We start from the raw sequence: 22,836 nt of genomic DNA on the forward strand, positions 1-22,836 counted from the left end.
AAAAATTATCCGCTTTTTTTTATGAAAGGCTATTATATTATTTCTTCTTTGCTGCTTTCTTTTTCAACTTATCGACTTCTTTCTGAAGTGTCTCAATCTCAATACCCTGATTCTTAATTGTAGTCAATAATGAATTTAATTCTTCATTATCCACATCAATTGGGTACAAAGCATTCACACGACTAATAAAATCTCCCAGGATATTCATATAGTTTGTAAATGCATCATAAGGAGAATCATAGATACCACGATTCAACCATATCCCCGTATTCTTTGTAGTCATGAAACGGAAATTATTACTTGCCTGCAAATAATCCCAGTCTTGCTTGATACGACGGTCATCACACAAATGAACACGTTCTGCCACACTATAAAGCTTATTGAATGCTTCACGCTGCATCACATTACCCAACCAACAACTGATATCTCTTTCTTCATCTATCCACGACATCGGATAAGGGACATCAACCTGATCCACTGATTTCAATTTAGTCACAATATCTGTCGGTGTAGAGAACGTAATACCTCTTTCTTTTGCACAAGCAGGCAATGCTTTGATAAAACTCAAGATATTAGAAGATAACGGTTGGGCAATTCCCAAAGCCCCAAGTTCCATAAATATATTGATAACCTGCTCTTCTTCAGGAAATGCAGCAATCCAATCCATATACTTATCAGCAAACAATGGATACTCACTCCAACTTGAATTAGAAAAACGCAAACTAATATCATCCGACAATTTGAAATCACGAAGCAACAACTTCAGATTCGGGTTATATGCACAATGATATAAATAATGAGCGCTCTTCCAACCTAAAACATGCTTAGCACCTTCCGTCAACATACCTTTAAATCCCATGCTGGCAACCAAAGCACCGATTTCATTCGAATAGATCAAGCTTGAATTACGGAACACTTTCGGAGTTTGTCCGAATACCTGTTTGATCTTTTTCTTCATACGGTCTACCTCTTCCCGGAAACACTCTTCATTAGCCAATGAAGACAAACCGTGCGAATAAGGTTCACACAAGAACTCACAGCAACCGGTATCATTCAACTGATGCAACAGTTCGATCACTCTGGGGGCATATACCTCCAATTGCTCCATGGCCACACCAGAGATTGAAAATGCAACTTTAAATGCCCCACCATTCTCTTTTGCCATTTCAAGCAATGTTGTCAGAGCAGGAATATACGAACGTGCTGCAATATCACTGATACTGCGTTCATTTTCATAATCATCATAGTAGTAATGATCGGTACCTATATCAAAGCAGCGATAACGTTTCAGATGAATGATTTGATGTATTTCAAAATAAAGACAGATTGTTTTCATATCTAGTTATTGTTTTATTATTTACCGTAATTCTTTAAAACTTCCTCATAAAGTGCTCGGATTCGCAAACCGACTTTTTCCCACGTAATGCCATCGACCTCCTTCTTTCCTTCTTCCTGAAGGTATTTGAAAAGAGATTCATTCGTACAAAGAGAATAAATAGCGTCGGCCATTGCATTGATATCCCAATAATCTGTTTTAATCACTTTATCAAGAATTTCACCGCATCCGGACTGCTTTGAGATAATAGAAGGTGTTCCGCACTGCATCGCTTCCAACGGAGCAATACCGAATGGCTCGGAAACGGAAGGCATCACGAACACATCACTGTTTTTATATGCTTCATACACCTGGCGGCCACGTTGAAAACCCGGAAAATGGAAACGATCGGCAATACCGCGCTCAGCGGCCAAATTGATCATGGCATTCAACATATCACCCGAACCCGCCATTACGAAACGGATATTGCGTGAGCGTTTCAATACCAAAGCTGCCGCTTCTACAAAATATTCCGGTCCTTTCTGCATCGTGATACGTCCAAGGAACGTAACCACTTTTTCTTTCGGATGCTCCGGACGAGGTATATCCAGCAACTCCTGCGAAAGCGGATAAACGGCATTGTGCATAGCAAAACATTTACGGGGATCCTGATGATATTCACGGATAACCGTCTGACGAGTCAGTTCCGATACACACATGATACAATCTGCATGATCCATACCGTTCTTCTCCATCGCATACACGGTTGGATTCACCTTTCCACGCGAACGGTCAAAATCAGTCGCATGAACATGGATACATAATGGTTTTCCACTTACCAGCTTCGCATGCACACCTGCCGGATAAGTCAGCCAGTCATGCGCATGAATTATATCGAACTGCTGTTGCCGAGCTATAACTCCGGCTATAATAGAAAAATTATTGATCTCATCATGAAGATTACCCGGATATCCCCCGGCAAATTCCATACATCCCAAATCATTGACATGCATATGAGAAAAGTCGGCATAAATATGATCGCGAAAAGCATAATACTGCTCCGGCGTCATATAATGAGGCAACCGCGACTTGACATAGTTATAATCGACATCACGCCACACAATCGGCACCTGGTTCATACCGATGATATTCAAAAAACCTTCTTCTTCCCCGGTTGGCTTCGGAAGACAGAAAGTCGTTTCTACATCTCCCTGCAAACTCAATCCTTTTGTAATCCCATAGGATGCTACAGCAAGACCACCATATATTTTGGGAGGAAATTCCCATCCAAACATTAATACTTTCATATTGGCTCCTCCTATTAATAATTGTATTTACTCAATAAATATAACACTCGCAATATTTCTGCCACATTCATAGCAAAAGAAACAGCACCGCGTCCTTTGAAAGGAGGATTTCCATCAAACAGTTCAGAAATAGATCCGATACAGTGAGAAGACATCTCATCTTCATAACCGATCAAATAGCGTTCAATAAAACCCAAGGCACTCATTTTATAAATACGAAGATAAGCTTCGAAATAAAAACCTGCCAACCATGGCCATGCAGTACCTTGATGATAGGCATAATCGCGCTGAATCTGAGGCCCTACATAATTCGGATTATAACCTCCGCTCTTCGGGCTCAACGAACGAAGACCTTTTGGCGTAAGTAATTCTTTCGTTACAATATCAAGTACTCCTTTTTTCTGGCTGGCATTCAAAGGAGAATAATCCAAAGCTACGGCAAATATCATATTAGGACGGACACTCCAGTCCATCATATTTCCATCTACATAATCTAACAAATAACCGTACTCGTTCAAAAATGTTTCGAGAAACGACTTACCGCTTCTTTCAGCCAAAACAGATAATTCAGTACTTAATTGTTCATTTCCTGCCTCACCCAGCAATTCGCCTACAAAACATAGGGCATTATACCACAAAGTATTAATTTCTACAACAAAACCAGTCCGAGGTATTACCGGTCGCCCATTAGCTGTAGAGTTCATCCATGTAACAGCCTTCTCTGTTCCGCGAGTATACAACAAACCGTTGTCAAGTAAAGACAGATTAGGATGTTTATTACTGCAAATAAATGCCATGATATCCTCCAACAATACACCATATTTCTCACGACATGCATCGCGTGACACCATCTTAGCATACTGCTGGATACACCACACAGCCCAAAGTAAAATATCGGGATGATCCATTTCATAAACCCGTAGGTGGCTCGGTTCATTATTCATGAAAGCATACAAAGCTTTACGGGCTGTTTCCATCACAAGCTCAAATTTGGACTTTTCGTTGATAGCCAGCGTCAGTCCCGGCAATGATATAAACATGTCGCGAGCACGACACTTAAACCAGGGATAACCGGCCAGAATATAAAACTCGTCGCCCTGCTTATTCAGAAATTGATGAGCAGCATTGATCAGACAATGTTTAAATGTATCACGCGGAGTACGCTCTTCCATTTCTTCTTCAAACGTCTTTTTCAACGCACGTGTACCCGTCTCGGAAACACCTCCGGAGAAAACAATGCTTTCACCTTTTTTGATATCTACTTCAAAATACCCGGGAACATAAAGGTCTTCATTGAAATCATACCCTCTCTCCTGTTCTTTCGGATATTCGATACCACGATACCAGTCCGGTTGAAAATGGAACTCATTCTTTTTATTTAACTGCATGTACAATTCGGGATATCCCGGATACATACATGTCTTAATACCGTTTGTGACAACCTGATACTCACGACTAGCCTGTGAATTCTCATGGGTATATTCACGTACACTACGAAAAGCTAAAAACGGACGCAAACGCAAGGTTGTAGCAGAATGCGCATCCAACAATGTATACCGAATCAAAATCCGGTTTTCATGATGAACAAAAAGCTTTTCTTTTTTCAAAACAACTCCACCTACTCTGTAGATTGTTGTCGGTACTTTCTCACATTCAAATTCACGGATGTATTTATGCCCGTTCGGACTATAGTTATCACCCTGATACTTATGGAGACCTAAATTAAATTCAGCCCCATGCTGTATAACCGTTTCATCCAACGATGATAGCAACACATGGTTTTCATCATCTAGTTCTGGCACCGGAATGACAAGTAATCCATGATACTTTCGCGTATTACAATCCGCGATAGTTGTACAGTGATAGGCTCCCGAACGATTCGTACGAAGAATCTCCCTTGGTAGAGACTCCTCCAGGTTTGTCATAAGAGTCTTGTCAAATTTAAGATAACTCATAATTTTATATTTGGTTTTAAGTTTATGCTTATATAATGAAAATGATATGATATACAGACCAAATGTATCACTTAAAAACAAAAAAAACAAATCAGCTTTCATATTTATTTAGAAACTATTTTTTTTACAACACCAAAACGTTTGATAAATAACTCCTTAGAAAATTAGAGACTTCCGTTCATGTGTTGTCAAACACATGAACAGTTGTTAAAAACTCAAAACAAGCTACTTTATGAATATCTTAGACTACCCCCAAAAACAGATCTGCATACTTTTTGAAAAAATACACACAGTAAGAAGAAAACAAAAAACCTCTGCAGAAAGTTATAAAAACACAAGCGGGAAACAATAGTATACCAATTGCTGGCAAATACCGATACAGACAGACTTTATTGCCGATGCAATAAGGATTTGTTGCCGATCCAACTGTTTGTCGATAGCTATCGGTAAGCTTGCTTACATCTGTCGGTATAATTGTCGATAATTATCGGCAATTATGCTTATAACTATCGGCAAACAATTGGATCGGCAACATAATTAAGAAATATAGAGGGAATTTATTCAGTAGCACAGCTATTTTTTCCATCTTTGTGCCGGAAATAAACAGGTTGTTTCCGGCAATATATGGACTATAATAATATATAATGTATAAGAGATATGACACAAACAACTCATAATCCGTTTTTCTTTAGTTATAACACCCCTTTCGAAACCCCTCCTTTCAACGAGATAAAAAACGAACATTTCGAACCGGCTTTCGACGAGGGAATAAAGCGACTCGATAGTGAAGTGCAGGCCATTGCCAACGATACACAGCCGGCAACCTTCGAAAATACAATCATCGCTCTGGAACGTAGCGGTAGACTGCTGAACAAAGTCAGTTCAGCCTTCTTCAATATATTGAATGCGGAAGCCGACGACGAAATGATGGAGATCTCACAAAGAATCTCCCCCAAGTTGTCGGAAAGTTCTAATAATATCTTTCTGAATGAAAAGCTATTTGCACGTGTAAAGAATGTGTATGAACAAAAAGACAGGCTCAACCTTTCTACAGAAAATACCAAGCTGCTGGAAGAAACATTTGAATCGTTCTCCGTTCGTGGTGCCAACCTGAATCCGGAAGACAAAGAGAAATACCGCAAATTAAGCACAGACCTGAGTGTACTATCTCTGAGATTCGACCAGAATGCATTGAAGGACAAAAACAGGTACGAACTGCTTCTTACCGATGAGAAAGATTTGTCGGGCCTTCCCGAAAGTATTTGTGAAGCCGCAGCTCTCCGTGCCAAAGAAAAAGGGAAAAAGGGCTGGTTATTTAACCTGACTGCACCGAGTTATATCCCATTCATGCGATATGCCGATTCACGCAAATTGCGTGAAACAATGTACCGGGAATATATGAGCGTAGGGAACAAGGGAGACGAATATGACAATAAAGAGATCATCCGCCAGATCATCAATATTCGCCTGGAGATAGCCAGATTGATGGGTTACAACACCTATGCAGAATATTCGCTTAAGCATACGATGGCCAAAAATCCGGCTACTGTTTATAACCTGCTGAATCAATTGCTCGATGCTTATAAGCCGGTCGCCATCAACGAATATAATGCAGTACAGGGTTTTGCCATGGGGATGGAAAAAGAAAATATCACCGTCATGCCCTGGGACTGGAGTTATTATTCAGAAAAACTGAAAGACATCCGTTTCGATGTAAACGATGAAATGACACGTCCCTACTTTGAACTGAACAATGTCAAAAACGGCGTATTCGGACTTGCCACACAGCTATACGGCATCACATTCAAAGAGAACAAGGAAATACCGGTTTATCATCCGGAAGTAGATGCTTATGAAGTATATGACGCCGATGGCAAATTCCTTTCCATCCTGTATACTGATTTTCATCCGCGTGACGGAAAACAATCGGGAGCATGGATGAACAGTATCAAAGAGCAGTATCACGAAGCTGACGGAAGCGACAGTCGTCCACAGATTATCATCGTCATGAATTTCACACGTCCAACGGAGACAAAACCTTCTTTACTGACTTTCGACGAAGTAAATACGCTTCTGCATGAATTCGGACATGCCTTGCACGGAATGTTTGCCGAAGGAAAGTACGCCAGCCTGTCCGGTACAAATGTATATCGCGACTTTGTCGAACTGCCTTCACAACTAATGGAAAACTGGCTGACGGAAAAAGAATTTCTCGACCTGATCGCCGTACATTATGAAACAGGCGAAAAAATCCCGCAGGAACTGATCCGGAAGCTGGTCGATGCATCCAACTTTAACACCGGCTATTTCTGCTGTCGCCAGTTAAGTTTCGGCATGCTCGATATGGCATGGCATACACAGACCGAACCGTTTGAGGGAGATGTCATCGCCTTCGAAAAACAGGCTTGGGCACGGACCGTTATCGTGCCGGAAGTTCCGGGCACACTCATGAGCAGTAGCTTCGGACATATCTTTTCCGGAGGCTATGCCGCCGGATATTACGGATACAAATGGGCGGAAGTATTGGATGCTGATGCATTTTCTGTCTTCAAAGCCACAGGCATATTCAACAGGGAAACAGCTCGCTCGTTCCGTGAAAATGTCCTTTCAAAAGGAGGAACCGAAGACCCGGCAATCCTGTATAAACGCTTCCGCGGACAGGAGCCGACTATCGACGCCCTGCTCATAAGAAACGGCATAAAACAGGCTGAACCGAAAGCAAATAGCAATTGATATAAAAAATAGCTAAACATACAATAGTTAAATCAATTATATTTACCTTTGCCAGCTAAAGTAATAAGTACAAAATCAGGTAAACAATGTGCGAAAAAACAGAGAAACAATATGAATTAGATAAACGTTATCTGCGGATGGCTGCCGTTTGGGCTGAAAATTCATATTGCAAACGACGTCAGGTCGGTGCACTGATAGTTAAGGACCAAATGATCATTTCCGATGGATACAACGGGACACCTGCCGGTTTTGAGAATGTCTGTGAAGATGAAAATAATGTGACCAAGCCCTATGTGTTACATGCCGAAGCGAATGCAATAACAAAAGTGGCGGCATCTTCAAACAGCAGTAAAGGAGCGACGATCTATGTTACTTCGGCCCCTTGCATCGAATGTGCCAAGCTGATCATCCAATCGGGCATTAAGCGTGTTGTATATTCAGAAAAGTACCGGATGGAAGACGGATGCAATTTATTGCAACGCGCCGGTATTAGTATAGATTATATTGATATAAACGAATAAATATACGTTTTTATGGACAAAAACAGAAGGTTGACCATCTGGTTACCTGTTATCATTGCAGCAAGTATTGCTCTCGGAATTTTTATCGGGAACAATTATCTTTCTCTTACACAACATGGCAAGCGCCGTATGTTCTCCAGCGGGAATAAAATAAATGCCATACTCGATATTATCGACGAACAATATGTCGATACCGTTAATATGGCGAAGCTGGTGGAAGGCACCATACCTAAAATATTCAGCGAACTGGATCCGCACTCCGTTTACATATCTGCCGAAGACGCAACGATAGTGAATGAAGACCTCGAAGGGTCGTTCAGCGGTATCGGTGTATCATTCAATATGCAGACAGACACGATCCTGGTGATCAGTGTTATCTCCGGAGGTCCAGCTGAAAAAGCTGGTTTATTGCCATTCGACCGTATCATTACAATCAACGACTCGATCTATTCAGGAAATAACACCAGCCAGGCAAAAATTATGCGTACGCTGCGCGGAGCCAAAAACAGCACCGTTAAACTGGGAGTAAAACGCGGAGGTGAACCGGAACTGCTTTATTTCGATGTTACACGCGGTGATGTCCCGGTCAACTCTGTGGATGTTTCCTACGAGGTTAGTAAAGGCATTGGTTATATCAAAGTCAGCAAGTTCGGCCGGACAACTTATAACGAATTCATTACAGCTATCGCCAAACTGAAAGAAGCAGGATGCAGTTCTTTCGTTATCGACCTGCGTGGAAATACGGGAGGTTATATGGATGCCGCCATCAATATGGTCAACGAATTCATGCCGGAAGGACGACTGATCGTTTACACGGAAGGTAAGGCCTTCCCCCGTAACGATGTCTATACAAACGGAACCGGCACTTGCAAAGAGGCTCCGATCGTTGTCCTGACAGATGAGTTCTCGGCTTCTGCCAGCGAGATTTTCTCCGGAGCGATCCAGGATAACGACCGTGGATTGATCATCGGCCGCCGTACGTATGGAAAAGGATTGGTTCAGTCACCGATCAAACTGAGCGACGGTTCTGAAATCCGCCTGACAATCGCCCGTTATTATACTCCTTCCGGAAGAAGTATCCAAAAAGATTATGAAATGGGTAATTCAACCGATTATGATCAGGATATATACAACCGATTCATCCATGGTGAATTCGATTCAGCCGACAGTATCAAGAATACGCATACGGAAAAATATAACACCATGATGGGACGTACGGTCTACGGTGGTGGCGGTATCATGCCGGATATATTTATTCCACGCGATACAAGCGGAATTACAACGTATTTCACAAGTATCGTCAATAGTGGCACACTTTATCTGTATGCACTTGAATATTCAGACCAGAATCGTGAAAAATTATCTTCGTTCACGACTTACCAGGATCTGTACAAGTACCTGCAATCGCAGCCATTGCTATATGACTTCACTAACTTTGCTGCAACCAAAGGGATCAAGAAACGCCCGAACCTGATCAATATATCAGGAAAGCTGATCGAAAGCCAGTTGCAGGCATATATCGTACGTAACTTTTTCGACGAAGCCGGATTCTATCCGATCTTCCTGAAAGACGATCCTACGTTATTACGTGCTATCCAGATCATAAACGAAGGTAAATCTGTCCCTACATTAGAAAAAAAAGATGCAGACAAAGGAATTGCAGGAATCCAAGCAACAACTCCGAAAATACATAGCCTCGCTAAAGAAATCGTACAAGAAGACTACATTGCTTGATCTTTCCGAAGAAATAATGAAGCGGCTGGAAGAAACTGAACTCTTCCGGCAGGCTTCCTGTATCGCTCTATACAACGCGATACCCGGCGAAGTCCAAACGGCCGGTTTTCTTGAAAAATGGTTTGAAAAAAAACGACTTCTCCTGCCGTTGATTGTAGGCGATGATCTCCGCCTGTTACCCTATAACGGTACTGACAGCCTTAAGCCGGGCATCTTCGGCATTATGGAACCCATTGAACAGGAAACAACTGTCGATGAATCGGAAATAGACCTGATCATTGTTCCGGGTGTAGCTTTCGACCGGCAGCTGAACCGCATGGGACGCGGTAAAGGATATTACGACAGACTGTTATCCACATTGCAAGCACCCAAAATCGGTATATGTTTCGATTTTCAGCTACAAGACACAGTCCCTACCGAATCTTTCGATAAGAAAATGGATATGATCATTACGGAAAAAGAGATTATCAACGGATAATAATATCGTGTATAACAGTTGCCCCGGCATACTCATTCAGACTCTTCACCAACCGTTCACGGCATAAAGTCAGCTCACTTCTCAAGACAGCAGAAGTCAACGATACATATAATATATGATCGCGTACATATATATTACGGGTATATTGCATAACCATCGGTCCGAGCACTTCTTTCCAGGCACGTTCCACACGAATTTCCAGAATCTTTTCATAAAGTTCCGTATTATCTTCAAAGAAATCTCTCAGGACTTCACCGATCGCTTGTGTATTCTTTCGCTTCATGGCTGATCCTCCATCGGTTGAACTTCACCCTGTTCCACTCTGAACAAAGCATAATCATGATTCATTGCCTGCAGGATTTCATCCAGGTATTTCCGGTTGGTATCGGTAATAAATATCTGCCCGAAACTGTCTCCACTAACCAGCTTGATGATCTCGGCCACTCGTGCCGCATCCAGTTTATCAAATATATCATCCAGAAGCAAAATGGGAGTTGTCTGCCCTTTTCGGGTCAGAAAAGCAAACTGAGCCAACTTCAGTGCTATCAGATAAGTTTTATTTTGTCCTTGCGAACCGACCCTACGGATTAATTGTTCGTTCAATGTCATTTCCAGTTCATCTTTATGAACACCGTTGGAAGTATATCCCAAAATACGGTCACGCTCCCTGTTGACCGCCAGCGACTCAGCCAGATTCCGGTCTGCCAGTTGGGATATATACCCCAATCCGACCTGTTCGGTAGAACGGCAGATAGTTTGATAGTATTCGTTAAAAATAGGAATAAAACTTTCCACCAGTAGCTGGCGTTTCTCGAACACCATCCGCCCATACATATCCAATTGCATTTCCAGCACTTCATACAAAGAAGTGTCCATACTTTGATTCTTCAAAAGAATATTCCGCTGGAGCAAAGCCTTGTTATATTGTATCAGGGCATGCAGATATTGTTTGTCCTGTTGCGAAATTATCAGATCCAGAAAGCGGCGGCGTTCGTCACTCCCTCCCCGGATCAGATCCGAGTCGGCCGGCGACACCATAACCAAAGGCAGGAGTCCGATGTGTTCGGACAACTTATCATATTCCTTTTTATTCCGTTTGAACTGTTTCCGCTGGCGGCGGCGGATAGCACAGAATATATCCTCGCTTCTCCCTTCATAATCATATTCACCCTGGATAACGCACATGTCCTGATCATTATTTATAATCTGACTATCAGGAGTATTGATATGACTCTTGCAAAACGAAAGATAGTGGATTACATCCAGCAGGTTCGTCTTCCCCATCCCATTGTTTCCAAAGAAACAATTCATTTTCGGAGAGAAAGCAACTTCCGCCTGAAGAATATTTTTATAATTGAGAATAGAAAGCTTTTTGAGTATCATCTGTACCTTATTAATCGTACAAAATTAAAAAATATACTTCTAAGTATAGATTATATCAGTAAAAAAAACTACTTTTGCGCTTTGAATTGCCATTGGCATAAATCAGTAGATAAAAATAATAAATAACTATAACACATTATGGCTACTAAGGAAAAAAACACCAACACGGAGTTAGAAGTAGAAGAAATTGTTTCAAGATCAGAGCAGTTCATTGAAAACAATTCAAAAAAGATCATTTACGGAATTATAGCTATCGCACTCGTTGTTGGAGCTGTTTTAGGAATTAAACACGGTTATTTGATTCCTCAGGAAAAGAAAGCAGCCGCTGCTATATTTAAAGGAGAACAGTATTTCGCTAAAGATTCTTTCAATCTGGCTTTAAACGGTAATGGCGCTGACTTTGACGGATTCGAAGGTATCATCGACCAATATGGAAGTACTGCTTCCGGTAACCTGGCAAAGGCTTATGCAGGTATCTGTTATTTCAAGATGGGAGAAACCGAAAAAGCTCTTGACAAACTGAAATCATTCAGCGGAGACGACAATATGATTTCTCCAGCTATCATCGGCCTGATCGGTGACTGCTATGTAAATATGGGTAATGTAAAAGAAGGTATCAGCTATTTCGAAAAAGCGGCTAAGAAAGCAGACAACGAAGTGATCAGTCCGGTTTATCTGAAAAAAGCAGGTATTGCCTATGAAAACCAGAAACAATACAGCGATGCAGTTAAAGCATACACTACGATCAAAGAAAAATATTTCAACTCAATGGAAGCTGCCGATATTGACAAATATATCGCTCGCGCTTCTGCTGCAAAATAATATTATCATACGATATGAACTATATAAAAGGATGTCCATCAAAAAAGGCATCCTTTTATTTTAAATAAAAAGTTATGGCTACAGCTTATCAAAATTTATCAGACTACGACTTCAACAGTGTTCCTGACGGTTCAGAAATGACGTTCGGTATTGTAGTCGCAGAGTGGAATAAGCACATCACCGAGAAATTATTGGAAGGTGCCTGCAACACTCTGGAAAAACATGGTGTAAAACCGGAAAATATCTATGTGAAACGTGTACCGGGTAGTTTCGAACTGACTTTTGGTGCAAAACGCATGGCTGAAACAAAAGATGTAAACGCAGTGATCGTTCTTGGCTGTGTTGTCAGAGGCGATACTCCACATTTTGATTATGTTTGTTCAGGCGTTACACAAGGTGTTACCGAACTAAACCTGATGTATGATATCCCATTCATTTTCGGTCTGTTAACTACCGACAACATGCAGCAATCGGAAGATCGTGCAGGCGGTAAGTACGGAAACAAAGGGGATGAAGCAGCAGTGACTGCATTAAAAATGGTTCATTTTTCTGACTAAACGCTTGCAGGTTTCAAAAATAATCGTACCTTTGCACTGCAATTGAAAATAATAGGGGCAGTTACCAGAGTGGCCAAATGGGGCTGACTGTAACTCAGCTGTCTTTCGACTTCGGTGGTTCGAATCCATCACTGCCCACTACTATTTCAAAAGCAATAAAAATTGCGGAAGTAGCTCAGTTGATAGAGCATTAGCCTTCCAAGCTGAGGGTCGCGGGTTTGAGCCCCGTCTTCCGCTCTCTGAAAAAAGGATAATCGAAAGGTTATCCTTTTTTTATATATTAAAAGTCCCGACTTTCACAAGCCGGAACTTTACCCGATAACTAAATCAAAAACTATGAAAAAATGAAGCTGATCAACCTCTCCCAATGAAAAAAAAGAAAAAACATAAATTTAATCATAGGCTACGAGTATTCTAGAAAAAGTAGTCCGACAAACGTCTTCATCAGACTACCCAAAGAAGAATCACTTCTTCTTTCTCTTTTTCATAGATAAGGTATGCCTATGCATCTATATACTTTAATACCTTTTATTTTTATCATTTATCTCTGATGCAAAGAAATAACAAAAAAAGAGAGCAAGCAAGTAAAAACAAGGCATGAAGATGACAAATAGAAGCCACCTTAGGACAAAATCGTTTTTGTCCGTTCATTAGACAGCTTACCTATAAAATCAAGGGTTCCCTTTCCGATAAGAACGACGGAATTCACTGGGAGTCATATGATATACTGCTTTGAAATTACGAACAAATGTCCGGGAATTATTAAAGCACGATTCTGAAGCAACCACTTCAATCAATTTATTAGAAGGATCAAGCAATAAAGTAGAAGCATAAATAACACGCTGTTTATTTATATATCCATGAAAAGCTACATCATCTTTTAAACGAAGAACTTTATTCAATAATTTTTTCCCGACATTACATTGACGAACAATGATATTCATAGTTATATTTTTATCCAAAAAATGCTTTTCCGTCACTACATACTGATGAATCTTATTATATATTTTCACAAATTCTGTATTATCTGAAAACTTTGATATTTTAGGATGGGGTATATTTCTATCCAATATAAATATAAGAAGACAAAAGTCAGGACGTTCTATTTCAAAGAAATGTATTTTAATCTTTTCAATCATGGGTTTACTATATTAATTATAATATTTTAGGGCAGACCCGATATAGCTTATAGTAAAAACCTAATCAATATATTAGATCCAGAGTTAACAATAACAAATTCAAGCCCTATACATAAACAAATATAGGATTTAACATTTGCTTTTCCAAAGAAAATATCTAAATAACATTCTATCCCCTATTTTTCTAGTCATTTTGCTTTTTATTTATAACTTTGGGGCAACATAAATCTATAAACGATCTACAGAAGATGAACGAACAGATAAAACAGATAGCGGAGCGCCTGGCCGGTCTTCGTGATGCATTGGAGATAGCTCCTGAAGAAATCGCCAAGGTCTGTAACCTGACCACAGAGCAATATCTGGAACTGGAAAGCGGCAATGTCGATATTTCAGTCAGTGTTTTACACCAGATATCACAGGCATACGGAGTGGAACTTACCACACTTATGTTCGGTGACGAGCCTAAAATGAGCACTTACTTTATTACCCGTAAGGGAAAAGGTATTGCCGTTGAACGTACCAAGGCTTACAAGTATCAATCGTTGGCAGCCGGTTTTGCCGGACGTAAGGCAGATCCGTTCCTGGTTACCGTTCATCCGAAATCCGAAGAAGAACCCATTTATCTGAATTCTCATCCGGGACAGGAATACAACCTCGTACTGAAAGGACGTATGCTTTTGCAGATCAATAATAAGGAATTGATCCTTGAAGAAGGAGACAGCATATATTTCAACTCCGAACTGCCACACGGCATGAAAGCATTGGACGGAGAAAAAGTCAGTTTTCTGGCAATCATTTTATAAATCAGTAGACAGTTGACAAGCGAGAGCTGACAATTAATTATAAAAGCGACAACTATCCTTGTCCGTTAAATAAATAAATTATGTTAGAAAGATTCTTAGATCAGACGTCCTTTACGTCTCAGGAAGATTTTATAAAGAATTTCAAGATAAAAGTACCCGAGAACTTTAATTTCGGATATGATGTAGTAGACGCATGGGCCGCTGAAGAACCCGACAAAAAAGCTTTGTGCTGGACAAACGACCGGGGCGAACATATTGATTTCACATTTGCAGATCTGAAGAAATACACCGATCAAACGGCTGCCTATTTCCAGTCTTTGGGGATAGGACATGGCGATATGGTGATGCTGATCCTAAAACGCCGTTACGAATTCTGGTTCTCGATTATCGCATTGCATAAGTTAGGAGCAGTTGTCATTCCGGCAACTCACCTGCTGACTAAAAAAGATATTGTTTATCGCAATAACGCAGCTGATATAAAAATGATCGTTTGCGCCGGCGAAGAAATCATTACCAAACATATTATCGATGCCATGCCGGACTCTCCGACTATCGAGAAATTAGTCTCTGTCGGTCCAGAAATACCGGAAGGCTTCGAAGATTTCCATAAGGGGATCGAAGAGGCGGCCCCATTCGTTCGTCCGTCTCATCCGAACAGCAATGACGATATTTCACTGATGTATTTTACATCGGGCACGACAGGCAATCCGAAGATGGTGGCACACGATTTCACTTATCCTCTGGGACATATCGTGACCGGTAGTTTCTGGCATAACCTGCACCGCGACAGTCTTCACCTGACGATTGCCGATACAGGATGGGGAAAAGCCGTCTGGGGAAAACTATACGGACAATGGATCGCCGGTGCGACTGTTTTCGTTTACGATCATGAGAAGTTCACACCTGCCGATATGTTGCAGATGATTCAGGATTACAGAATCACTTCTTTATGTGCACCTCCAACAATCTTCCGCTTCTTGATCCGTGAAGATATGACCAAATATGATCTGTCATCCCTACAATATTGTACGATTGCCGGTGAAGCACTGAACCCAGCCGTATTCGAAACATTCTATAAGTTGACAGGTATCAAGCTGATGGAAGGATTTGGCCAGACAGAAACAACACTGACGGTTGCAACCTTCCCCTGGATGGAACCGAAACCCGGTTCTATGGGTGTTCCCAATCCTCAATATGATGTCGACCTGATCCGTCCGGACGGAACCCGTGCGGAAGACGGCGAACAGGGACAAATCGTGATACACACGACCAGCGGCAAGCCTATCGGACTGTTCAAAGAATATTACCGGGATGCCGAACTGACTCACGAAGCCTGGCACGACGGCATGTACTATACCGGCGACGTTGCCTGGCGCGATGAAGACGGCTATCTGTGGTTTGTTGGCCGCGCCGACGACGTGATAAAGAGCTCCGGTTACCGTATCGGCCCGTTCGAGGTGGAAAGTGCCCTGATGACACATCCCGCCGTGGTAGAATGTGCTATCACCGGTGTGCCGGACGAAATACGCGGACAAGTAGTAAAAGCAACGATCGTACTGGCTAACGATTATAAAGAAAAGGCAGGCGAAGCCCTGATTAAGGAATTGCAGGATCACGTGAAACGTGTGACGGCTCCTTACAAATATCCGCGTGTAGTGGAATTTGTCGATGAGTTACCGAAAACCATCAGCGGTAAAATCCGTCGCGTAGAGATCAGGGATAAAGACAATAAATAACTGTGAACGCAAAGATGGCATATCAGTTTAAGCGGATAGCAGTAAAGATAGGAAGTAATGTGCTGACAAGGAAGGATGGCTCACTCGACGTCACCCGTATGTCAGCACTGGTCGACCAGGTAGCCGAACTACACCGGAAGGGAGTTGAAATTGTTTTAATCTCTTCGGGAGCGGTAGCTTCCGGAAGAAGCGAGGTGAAGCCCGGTAAGAAACTCGATGCCGTTTCAGCCCGCCAACTCTACTCCGCAGTAGGCCAGGCCAAACTGATCAACCGTTACTTCGAACTGTTCCGCGAACATAAGATCGCTTGTGGCCAGGTGCTCACTACGAAAGAGAATTTCGGTAGCCGCACGCATTATCTCAACCAGAAACATTGCATGGAAGTGATGCTCGACAACAACGTGATACCGATCGTAAACGAAAATGATACGATATCCGTTACAGAACTGATGTTTACGGACAACGACGAACTGTCGGGACTGATCGCCACCATGATGGGGATGGATGCACTTATCATCCTGAGTAATATCGACGGCATCTATAACGGAAATCCAGCCGATCCTGCCTCTACCGTTATCCGCGAAATAGACGGCGGGAAACAGGACCTTTCCGAATACGTACAAACCAGTAAGTCCTCGTTCGGGCGGGGTGGCATGCTGACTAAATGCAACATTGCACAGAAAGTTGCCGACGAAGGCATAACCGTCATTATTGCCAACGGGAAAAAGGAAAACATTTTGCCCCAATTGTTGGTTAAAGGAAGTACGGAAATATGTACCCGTTTCATTCCTGCGGCCAAGCCGGTCAGCAGCGTAAAGAAATGGATCGCCCACTCCGAAGGCTTTGCCAAAGGAGAGATACATATCAACAGAGGTACTGAAGAAGCATTGACCGGCCCACGTGCAACAAGCCTTCTATTAGTCGGCGTCACAGCCATTAAAGGAGAGTTTGAAAAGAACGACATCATAAAGATTGTCAATGAAGAAGGCATCCAACTCGGTGTCGGCTGCACCAGTTACGACAGCAATGAAGCAAAGAAGCTGATTGGGCAGCGCGACATAAAACCGTTGGTACATTACGACTATCTGTATCTGGATTAGAGACTAAACATAGCGACCGGTAGTAATCACTCCCCTCTTGAGAGGGGGTAGGGGGTGTGTTATCTTCCGCCATTCACGCAAATTATTACACACCCCCTGCCCCCTCTCAAGAGGGGAAAAAATTACTATCAAGAATGTCTATTAAGAACCTATTACAACAGACCGTTGCCGCTTCACGCCAGCTAATCACGCTGAGCGACGAAACCATAAACCGTATCCTGACCGATACAGCCGGCGAATTGATGAACAGACAAGCCGAAGTTCTTGCAGCAAACGAGAAAGACCTGTCCCGTATGGACCCGGCCAATCCCAAATACGACCGCCTGAAACTGACAACCGACCGTTTGGAAGGTATTGCCGGAGATATGCGGAATGTAGCAACACTCCCCTCACCGCTTGGAAAAGTATTGAGCGAAACAACCCGCCCGAACGGCATGGTGATCCGCAAGGTATCCGTCTCATTCGGAGTAATAGGTGTGATCTATGAAGCACGTCCCAACGTGACATTCGACGTATTCTCTCTCTGTTTCAAGAGTGGCAATGCCTGTGTTTTGAAAGGTGGTTCAGATGCTGACGACTCCAACCGGGCACTGGTCGGTATCATCCATCAGGTACTGGAACGTCATGGCGTAAACCCGGCTGTTTGTTGCCTGCTGCCACCTGACCGGGAAGCGACAACCGAACTGCTGAATGCTGTCGGACTGGTGGACCTGATCATACCACGCGGCAGCAGTTCGCTGATTAACTTCGTACGCGACAATGCCCGTGTCCCGGTAATCGAGACAGGAGCCGGTATCTGCCATACCTACTTCGACAAGGAGGGAGATAAAGAGAAAGGACAAGCCATCGTAAACAACGCAAAGACGCGCCGTGTCAGTGTATGTAACGCTTTGGATTGCCTGATCATCCATAAAGACCGGCTCGGCGACTTGCCCTATATCTGCAATAAGTTAAAGGACAGCCATGTAATCATATACGCCGATCAACCGGCTTTCAACTCCCTGGCTGGTTCTTATCCATCGGAACTGCTTCAACCGGCTACGGAAGACAGTTTCGGTACCGAATTCCTCGACTACAAGATGAGCATCCGTACGGTTGCCAGTCTCGACGCAGCCTTGGAGCACATTGCCCGATACAGTTCAAAACATAGTGAAAGTATCGTAAGCGACTCGGCGGAAGCAATCCGTTTGTTCCAGCAGATGGTCGATGCCGCCTGCGTTTATGCAAACGTATCGACCGCTTTCACCGACGGCGCACAGTTCGGATTCGGAGCAGAGATCGGTATCAGTACGCAGAAGCTGCATGCACGTGGCCCGATGGCGTTGCCGGAGCTGACCACCTATAAGTATATTATCGAAGGGGAAGGCCAGATTAGACAGTAGTAAGAAACAGCATTTGTAGCCTATGTTATCATTCAATTAAATTGACTACATTTGCCATTCATATAAATAGATAAACAACATGAGACATTTCACTTGTGTACAAGATGTAGGCGACCTGAAGCAGGCGCTTAACGAAGCATTCGAGATCAAGAAAGACCGCTTTCAATTCACAGAACTTGGCAAGAACAAGACGCTGCTAATGATATTCTTCAACTCCAGTCTGCGTACCCGCCTCTCTACCCAGAAGGCAGCGATGAACCTGGGGATGAACACGATGGTGCTCGACGTGAACCAGGGTGCCTGGAAACTGGAAACCGAACGCGGTGTCATCATGGATGGTGACAAACCCGAACATTTGCTGGAGGCTATTCCTGTCATGGGTTGCTACTGCGATATCATCGGTGTCCGTTCTTTTGCCCGTTTCGAAAACAAGGCGGACGATTACAATGAAAAGATTATCTCCGAATTCATCCAATACTCCGGTCGTCCGGTATTCAGCATGGAAGCAGCTACCCGCCACCCGTTGCAGAGTTTCGCCGACCTGATTACGATTGAAGAATACAAGAAGACTGCCCGTCCGAAGGTGGTTATGACCTGGGCGCCTCATCCGAAAGCCTTACCGCAGGCCGTTCCCAACAGTTTCGCCGAATGGATGAATGCAACCGATTACGAATTTGTCATCACCCACCCCGAAGGTTACGAGCTCGACCCGAAGTTCGTCGGCAATGCCCGTGTAGAATATGATCAAAAGAAGGCTTTCGAAGGTGCCGACTTCATCTATGCCAAGAACTGGGCCGCCTATACCGACCCGAATTATGGCCAGGTATTAAGCAAAGACCGTGCATGGACTGTCGATACGGAAAAGATGGCGCTGACCAACAATGCTTATTTCATGCACTGCCTGCCGGTTCGCCGTAACATGATCGTCACCGACGACGTGATCGAAAGCCCGCAAAGCATTGTCATTCCCGAAGCAGCCAACCGGGAAATCTCAGCACAAACAGTATTGAAGAAGATATTGATGGGGTTATAACCTGAAAGAAAACCTGTCCCCGTGCCTGACACGGGAGCAGGTCGGTTATGTCACCTATAGGAAGTCACCGTTTCCCGCCTAAGAAACGCCAGTTTCCTAAATACGAAACTACGAGGAAACTGTAATCAATGTATATCAAGCATATACCCCCCAAACAAAGAACAAAGCAAAAAGGAGTAAATTCTCCCTATATTATTCATCCCGGAAAACAATGAAACACTCTTCTATCCTACTTGCCTTTTTCACTCTATATCTATTGAGCAGTTGTGCGAAACAGAAACAGTATTACGAAGTAACCGGCATGCTTCATACTCCCTATCAAATCAAGTTCGAATATACCGAATCACTGGAAGATGAAATCAGTGCTGAACTTCAACGCTACTACCATTGCCTTAATCCGTTTGATTCTACCTCCGTCATCTCCCAGGTAAACCAAAACAAAGATATAGAGGTCGATGATCTTTTCATCGAAGTCTTCAATAAAGCGATGGAAGTATCCGGACAGACCAATGGCATCTATGATATTACCTGTGCCCCGTTTATTAATCTTTGGGGATTCGGATTCAGTAAAAGTGACAGTGTTACGCCGGCTATGATAGATAGCATACGTCCATTTGTCGGTTATCAGAAAGTCCGTTTGGAGGGACGGAAGGTTATCAAAGACGATCCCCGCCTTCTGCTGAATTGTTCCTCTTTGGGAGACGGATGCTGTTGCGAAGTCATCGCCCGCCTCTTCGACAGTAAAGGCATCGAAAACTACCTGATCGATATAGGTGGTGAAACGACAGCCAAAGGCGTCAACCCTAAAGGTGAATGCTGGCACGTCGGGATCACCAGGCCATCCGATGATCCGATGGGCACGAATAAAGAGTTGCAGGTGATCCTCCTGTTATGCGGACGCCACGGCCTTGCCACTTCTGGCGACTACCGCAACTTCTACATCAAAGACGGAAAGAAATACGCCCATACCATCGACCCGAGAACAGGCTCTCCCGCCGGACAGCCCGTCCTAAGCGCAACCGTTATCGCCGCCGACTGCATGACCGCCGATGCTTATGCTACCGCCTTCATGGCTATGGGCCGCGAAGAAGCCCGCAAAATCCAACAACAACATCCGGAACTGGAATATATGTTTATCTATGCGGATGAGAATGGAGACTATCGCACGGATTATACGGAAGGATTTAAACAGTATTTGTTTCAGAAGCCATAATTCCTGATAACTTATCCTATAAATCAAGGCCTTCCCCCTATTCCATCCGAACATATTCCGTCTCCGATTGTTCTATTATAAAACGTAACATAGAACATCATGGGCTTCAACATCGCAAAAACAAATAAGAAACGCGTAGTCATCATAGGGGGTGGCTTCGGCGGATTAAAGCTGGCCAATAAACTGAAGGGGAGTAATTTCCAGGTTGTCCTGATAGACAAAAACAATTTCCATCAGTTCCCGCCTTTGTTGTATCAGGTAGCATCGTCCGGGCTGGAACCGGGCTCAATCATATTTCCTTTCCGGAAGATATTCCAGAAGCAGAAAGACTTCTACTTCCGGATGGCGGAAGTGAAAGCCATCATTGCCGAACGCAATCTGATTGAAACATCCATCGGTGAATTAACCTACGATTATCTGGTGATTGCCTCAGGAACTATCACCAACTTCTTCGGTAACAAGACCATCGAAGAAAAGGCTCTGCCGATGAAGACAATCCAGGAAGCTCTCGAACTCAGGAATACCCTACTCTCAAACTTCGAGAAGGCTACAATCTGTACCGACCCGGAGGAACGGCAAGCACTGATGAACGTAGTTATAGTCGGTGGCGGTGCAACAGGCGTTGAAATATCGGGCGTATTGGCCGAGATGAAAAGATTCGTTATGCCCAAGGACTATCCGGACCTGAAACAGTCGGACATGCACATCTACCTGGTGGAAGGTTCTCCCCGGCTACTCGGAGTGATGTCGCCCGAAGCATCAGCCAATGCAGAAAAATTCCTGAAAGGAATGGGAGTAAACATCATACTCAACAACCGTGTTACAGACTATCAGGACGGAAAAGTGATACTGGACGACAACTCCACCATCGCCACCAAAACACTCGTATGGGTCAGCGGAGTAACCGCCACCCATTTCGAACATATTGATAAAGAGGCATTAAACCGCGGCGGACGAATAACGGTAAATGAATTTAACCAGATGCCGGGAATGGCAAACGTTTTTGCTATCGGAGATGTCTGCTTCCAGACAGAGGAAGACTACCCGAACGGCCACCCACAGGTAGCCCAGGTAGCAATCCAACAAGGTAACCTGCTTGCCGACAACCTCAAACGGCTGGAATCGGGCAAAGAATTGAAAGCCTTCCATTATCTAAATCTCGGAACACTGGCTACCGTTGGACGCAATAAAGCGGTGGCCGACCTGAAAAAGTTAAAGCTGCAAGGGTTCATTGCCTGGATGGTGTGGATGGGGGTACACCTCCGTTCTATCCTGGGTGTCAAAAACAAACTGATGGTGCTGATCGAATGGGTATGGAGTTACTTCACATACGACCAGTCTATTCGCCTGATATTGTATATTCCTAAAAGAAAAAAGAATTCGGCATAACGATTATTCATTTATAGAAAAAATTGAGCTATCTGCTAATTATTGAATTGAACCAATTAGCGACGGTGTCTTCAGGCTGTAGGCCTGTAATAAACTAGCCCAGGGTTCTAACCCAATGTCATCAATTTAAGAAAAAATACCCTTAAAACGAAAAAAGCCATTGGAAATATCAAAGAAAGAATTACTTTAAAGTTACCACACAACAAGTAATCCATGATCTATGATACAACCAATGG

The 22,836-nt window shown here is 43.2% G+C and carries 19 protein-coding genes and 2 tRNA genes; 15 read left to right on the forward strand and 6 right to left on the reverse strand.

The annotated features are described in order from the left end of the window. Window positions 1-37 precede the first annotated feature (37 nt). The 3 genes from NBH15_RS11995 to NBH15_RS12005 are packed head-to-tail and all read right to left on the reverse strand — an operon-like array spanning window position 38 to window position 4,577. Window positions 38-1,336 (reverse strand): glycoside hydrolase family 57 protein, encoded by a 1,299-nt coding sequence (locus tag NBH15_RS11995; RefSeq protein WP_046147954.1) that lies wholly within the window; start codon window positions 1,334-1,336, stop codon window positions 38-40. A 17-nt stretch (window positions 1,337-1,353) separates the two neighbouring features. After that, window positions 1,354-2,622: a glycosyltransferase family 4 protein gene (locus NBH15_RS12000; protein WP_010800450.1), complete on the reverse strand. Its 1,269-nt coding sequence runs from the start codon at window positions 2,620-2,622 to the stop codon at window positions 1,354-1,356. Between the two features lie 14 nt (window positions 2,623-2,636). After that, complete coding sequence (locus tag NBH15_RS12005) at window positions 2,637-4,577, reverse strand: glycogen debranching enzyme N-terminal domain-containing protein (RefSeq protein ID WP_044215229.1); 1,941 nt, start codon at window positions 4,575-4,577, stop codon at window positions 2,637-2,639. Window positions 4,578-5,234: 657 nt separating this feature from the next. Between NBH15_RS12005 and NBH15_RS12010 the strand changes: the two genes are divergently transcribed. The 4 genes from NBH15_RS12010 (at window position 5,235) to NBH15_RS12025 (ending at window position 10,043) form a co-directional block, all read left to right on the forward strand. Then, on the forward strand, window positions 5,235-7,310 hold the full coding sequence (locus NBH15_RS12010; RefSeq protein ID WP_128134600.1) for a M3 family metallopeptidase: 2,076 nt from the start codon (window positions 5,235-5,237) through the stop codon (window positions 7,308-7,310). 86 nt (window positions 7,311-7,396) lie between these two features. After that, window positions 7,397-7,831, forward strand: a complete 435-nt coding sequence (locus NBH15_RS12015) for a dCMP deaminase family protein (protein ID WP_007654099.1) — start codon at window positions 7,397-7,399, stop codon at window positions 7,829-7,831. A gap of 12 nt (window positions 7,832-7,843) precedes the next feature. Beyond that, window positions 7,844-9,565: a S41 family peptidase gene (locus NBH15_RS12020; protein ID WP_010800452.1), complete on the forward strand. Its 1,722-nt coding sequence runs from the start codon at window positions 7,844-7,846 to the stop codon at window positions 9,563-9,565. Beyond that, window positions 9,474-10,043, forward strand: coding sequence for a 5-formyltetrahydrofolate cyclo-ligase (locus tag NBH15_RS12025; RefSeq protein ID WP_502921236.1), 570 nt, complete (start codon window positions 9,474-9,476; stop codon window positions 10,041-10,043). Before NBH15_RS12020 ends, NBH15_RS12025 begins: the two co-directional genes overlap by 92 nt. On the opposite strand, the gene NBH15_RS12030 is transcribed toward NBH15_RS12025, so the two are convergent. Together NBH15_RS12030 and recF are read right to left on the reverse strand one after the other, a co-directional pair. After that, window positions 10,033-10,326, reverse strand: a complete 294-nt coding sequence (locus NBH15_RS12030) for a DciA family protein (protein WP_007654102.1) — start codon at window positions 10,324-10,326, stop codon at window positions 10,033-10,035. The two genes, NBH15_RS12025 and NBH15_RS12030, sit on opposite strands and share 11 nt — an antisense overlap. Further along, window positions 10,323-11,426, reverse strand: coding sequence for a DNA replication/repair protein RecF (gene recF / locus NBH15_RS12035; RefSeq protein ID WP_128134601.1), 1,104 nt, complete (start codon window positions 11,424-11,426; stop codon window positions 10,323-10,325). The genes NBH15_RS12030 and recF overlap by 4 nt, the downstream gene beginning before the upstream one ends. Window positions 11,427-11,564: 138 nt before the next feature. On the opposite strand from recF, the gene NBH15_RS12040 reads away from it, so the two are divergent. The 4 genes from NBH15_RS12040 (at window position 11,565) to NBH15_RS12055 (ending at window position 13,042) form a co-directional block, all read left to right on the forward strand. Then, window positions 11,565-12,248: a tetratricopeptide repeat protein gene (locus NBH15_RS12040; protein WP_007654107.1), complete on the forward strand. Its 684-nt coding sequence runs from the start codon at window positions 11,565-11,567 to the stop codon at window positions 12,246-12,248. Between the two features lie 74 nt (window positions 12,249-12,322). Beyond that, window positions 12,323-12,805: a 6,7-dimethyl-8-ribityllumazine synthase gene (ribH, locus tag NBH15_RS12045; RefSeq protein WP_007654108.1), complete on the forward strand. Its 483-nt coding sequence runs from the start codon at window positions 12,323-12,325 to the stop codon at window positions 12,803-12,805. Window positions 12,806-12,860: 55 nt separating this feature from the next. Next, window positions 12,861-12,943 (forward strand) — tRNA-Tyr (locus NBH15_RS12050). A gap of 26 nt (window positions 12,944-12,969) precedes the next feature. Beyond that, window positions 12,970-13,042 (forward strand) — tRNA-Gly (locus NBH15_RS12055). Window positions 13,043-13,476: 434 nt separating this feature from the next. Here the strand turns inward: NBH15_RS12055 and NBH15_RS12060 are convergent. Beyond that, window positions 13,477-13,944, reverse strand: a complete 468-nt coding sequence (locus tag NBH15_RS12060; RefSeq protein ID WP_250822753.1) for a helix-turn-helix domain-containing protein — start codon at window positions 13,942-13,944, stop codon at window positions 13,477-13,479. 248 nt (window positions 13,945-14,192) lie between these two features. Between NBH15_RS12060 and NBH15_RS12065 the strand changes: the two genes are divergently transcribed. From NBH15_RS12065 to NBH15_RS12095, 7 genes are all read left to right on the forward strand, one after another. Further along, window positions 14,193-14,747, forward strand: coding sequence for a helix-turn-helix domain-containing protein (locus NBH15_RS12065; protein WP_007654110.1), 555 nt, complete (start codon window positions 14,193-14,195; stop codon window positions 14,745-14,747). Window positions 14,748-14,827: 80 nt separating this feature from the next. After that, window positions 14,828-16,483 carry an AMP-binding protein gene (locus NBH15_RS12070; protein ID WP_250822754.1) on the forward strand — a complete coding sequence of 552 codons (1,656 nt, stop codon included), beginning with the start codon at window positions 14,828-14,830 and terminating at the stop codon, window positions 16,481-16,483. Between the two features lie 14 nt (window positions 16,484-16,497). Next, window positions 16,498-17,583 (forward strand): glutamate 5-kinase, encoded by a 1,086-nt coding sequence (proB, locus tag NBH15_RS12075; RefSeq protein WP_244050149.1) that lies wholly within the window; start codon window positions 16,498-16,500, stop codon window positions 17,581-17,583. Between the two features lie 134 nt (window positions 17,584-17,717). Then, window positions 17,718-18,965 (forward strand): glutamate-5-semialdehyde dehydrogenase, encoded by a 1,248-nt coding sequence (locus NBH15_RS12080; RefSeq protein WP_128135779.1) that lies wholly within the window; start codon window positions 17,718-17,720, stop codon window positions 18,963-18,965. Between the two features lie 79 nt (window positions 18,966-19,044). Next, window positions 19,045-19,998 (forward strand): N-acetylornithine carbamoyltransferase, encoded by a 954-nt coding sequence (locus tag NBH15_RS12085; RefSeq protein ID WP_007654116.1) that lies wholly within the window; start codon window positions 19,045-19,047, stop codon window positions 19,996-19,998. A gap of 211 nt (window positions 19,999-20,209) precedes the next feature. Continuing rightward, entirely contained in the window at window positions 20,210-21,211 is a 1,002-nt protein-coding gene (locus NBH15_RS12090; protein WP_128135780.1) for an FAD:protein FMN transferase, read from the forward strand. Between the two features lie 99 nt (window positions 21,212-21,310). Further along, window positions 21,311-22,600, forward strand: a complete 1,290-nt coding sequence (locus NBH15_RS12095) for an NAD(P)/FAD-dependent oxidoreductase (protein ID WP_186958317.1) — start codon at window positions 21,311-21,313, stop codon at window positions 22,598-22,600. Window positions 22,601-22,836 lie beyond the last annotated feature (236 nt).

Origin of the sequence: Parabacteroides caeci (genome assembly GCF_023656795.1) — a bacterium.
Taxonomy (GTDB): Bacteria; Bacteroidota; Bacteroidia; order Bacteroidales; family Tannerellaceae; genus Parabacteroides; species Parabacteroides segnis.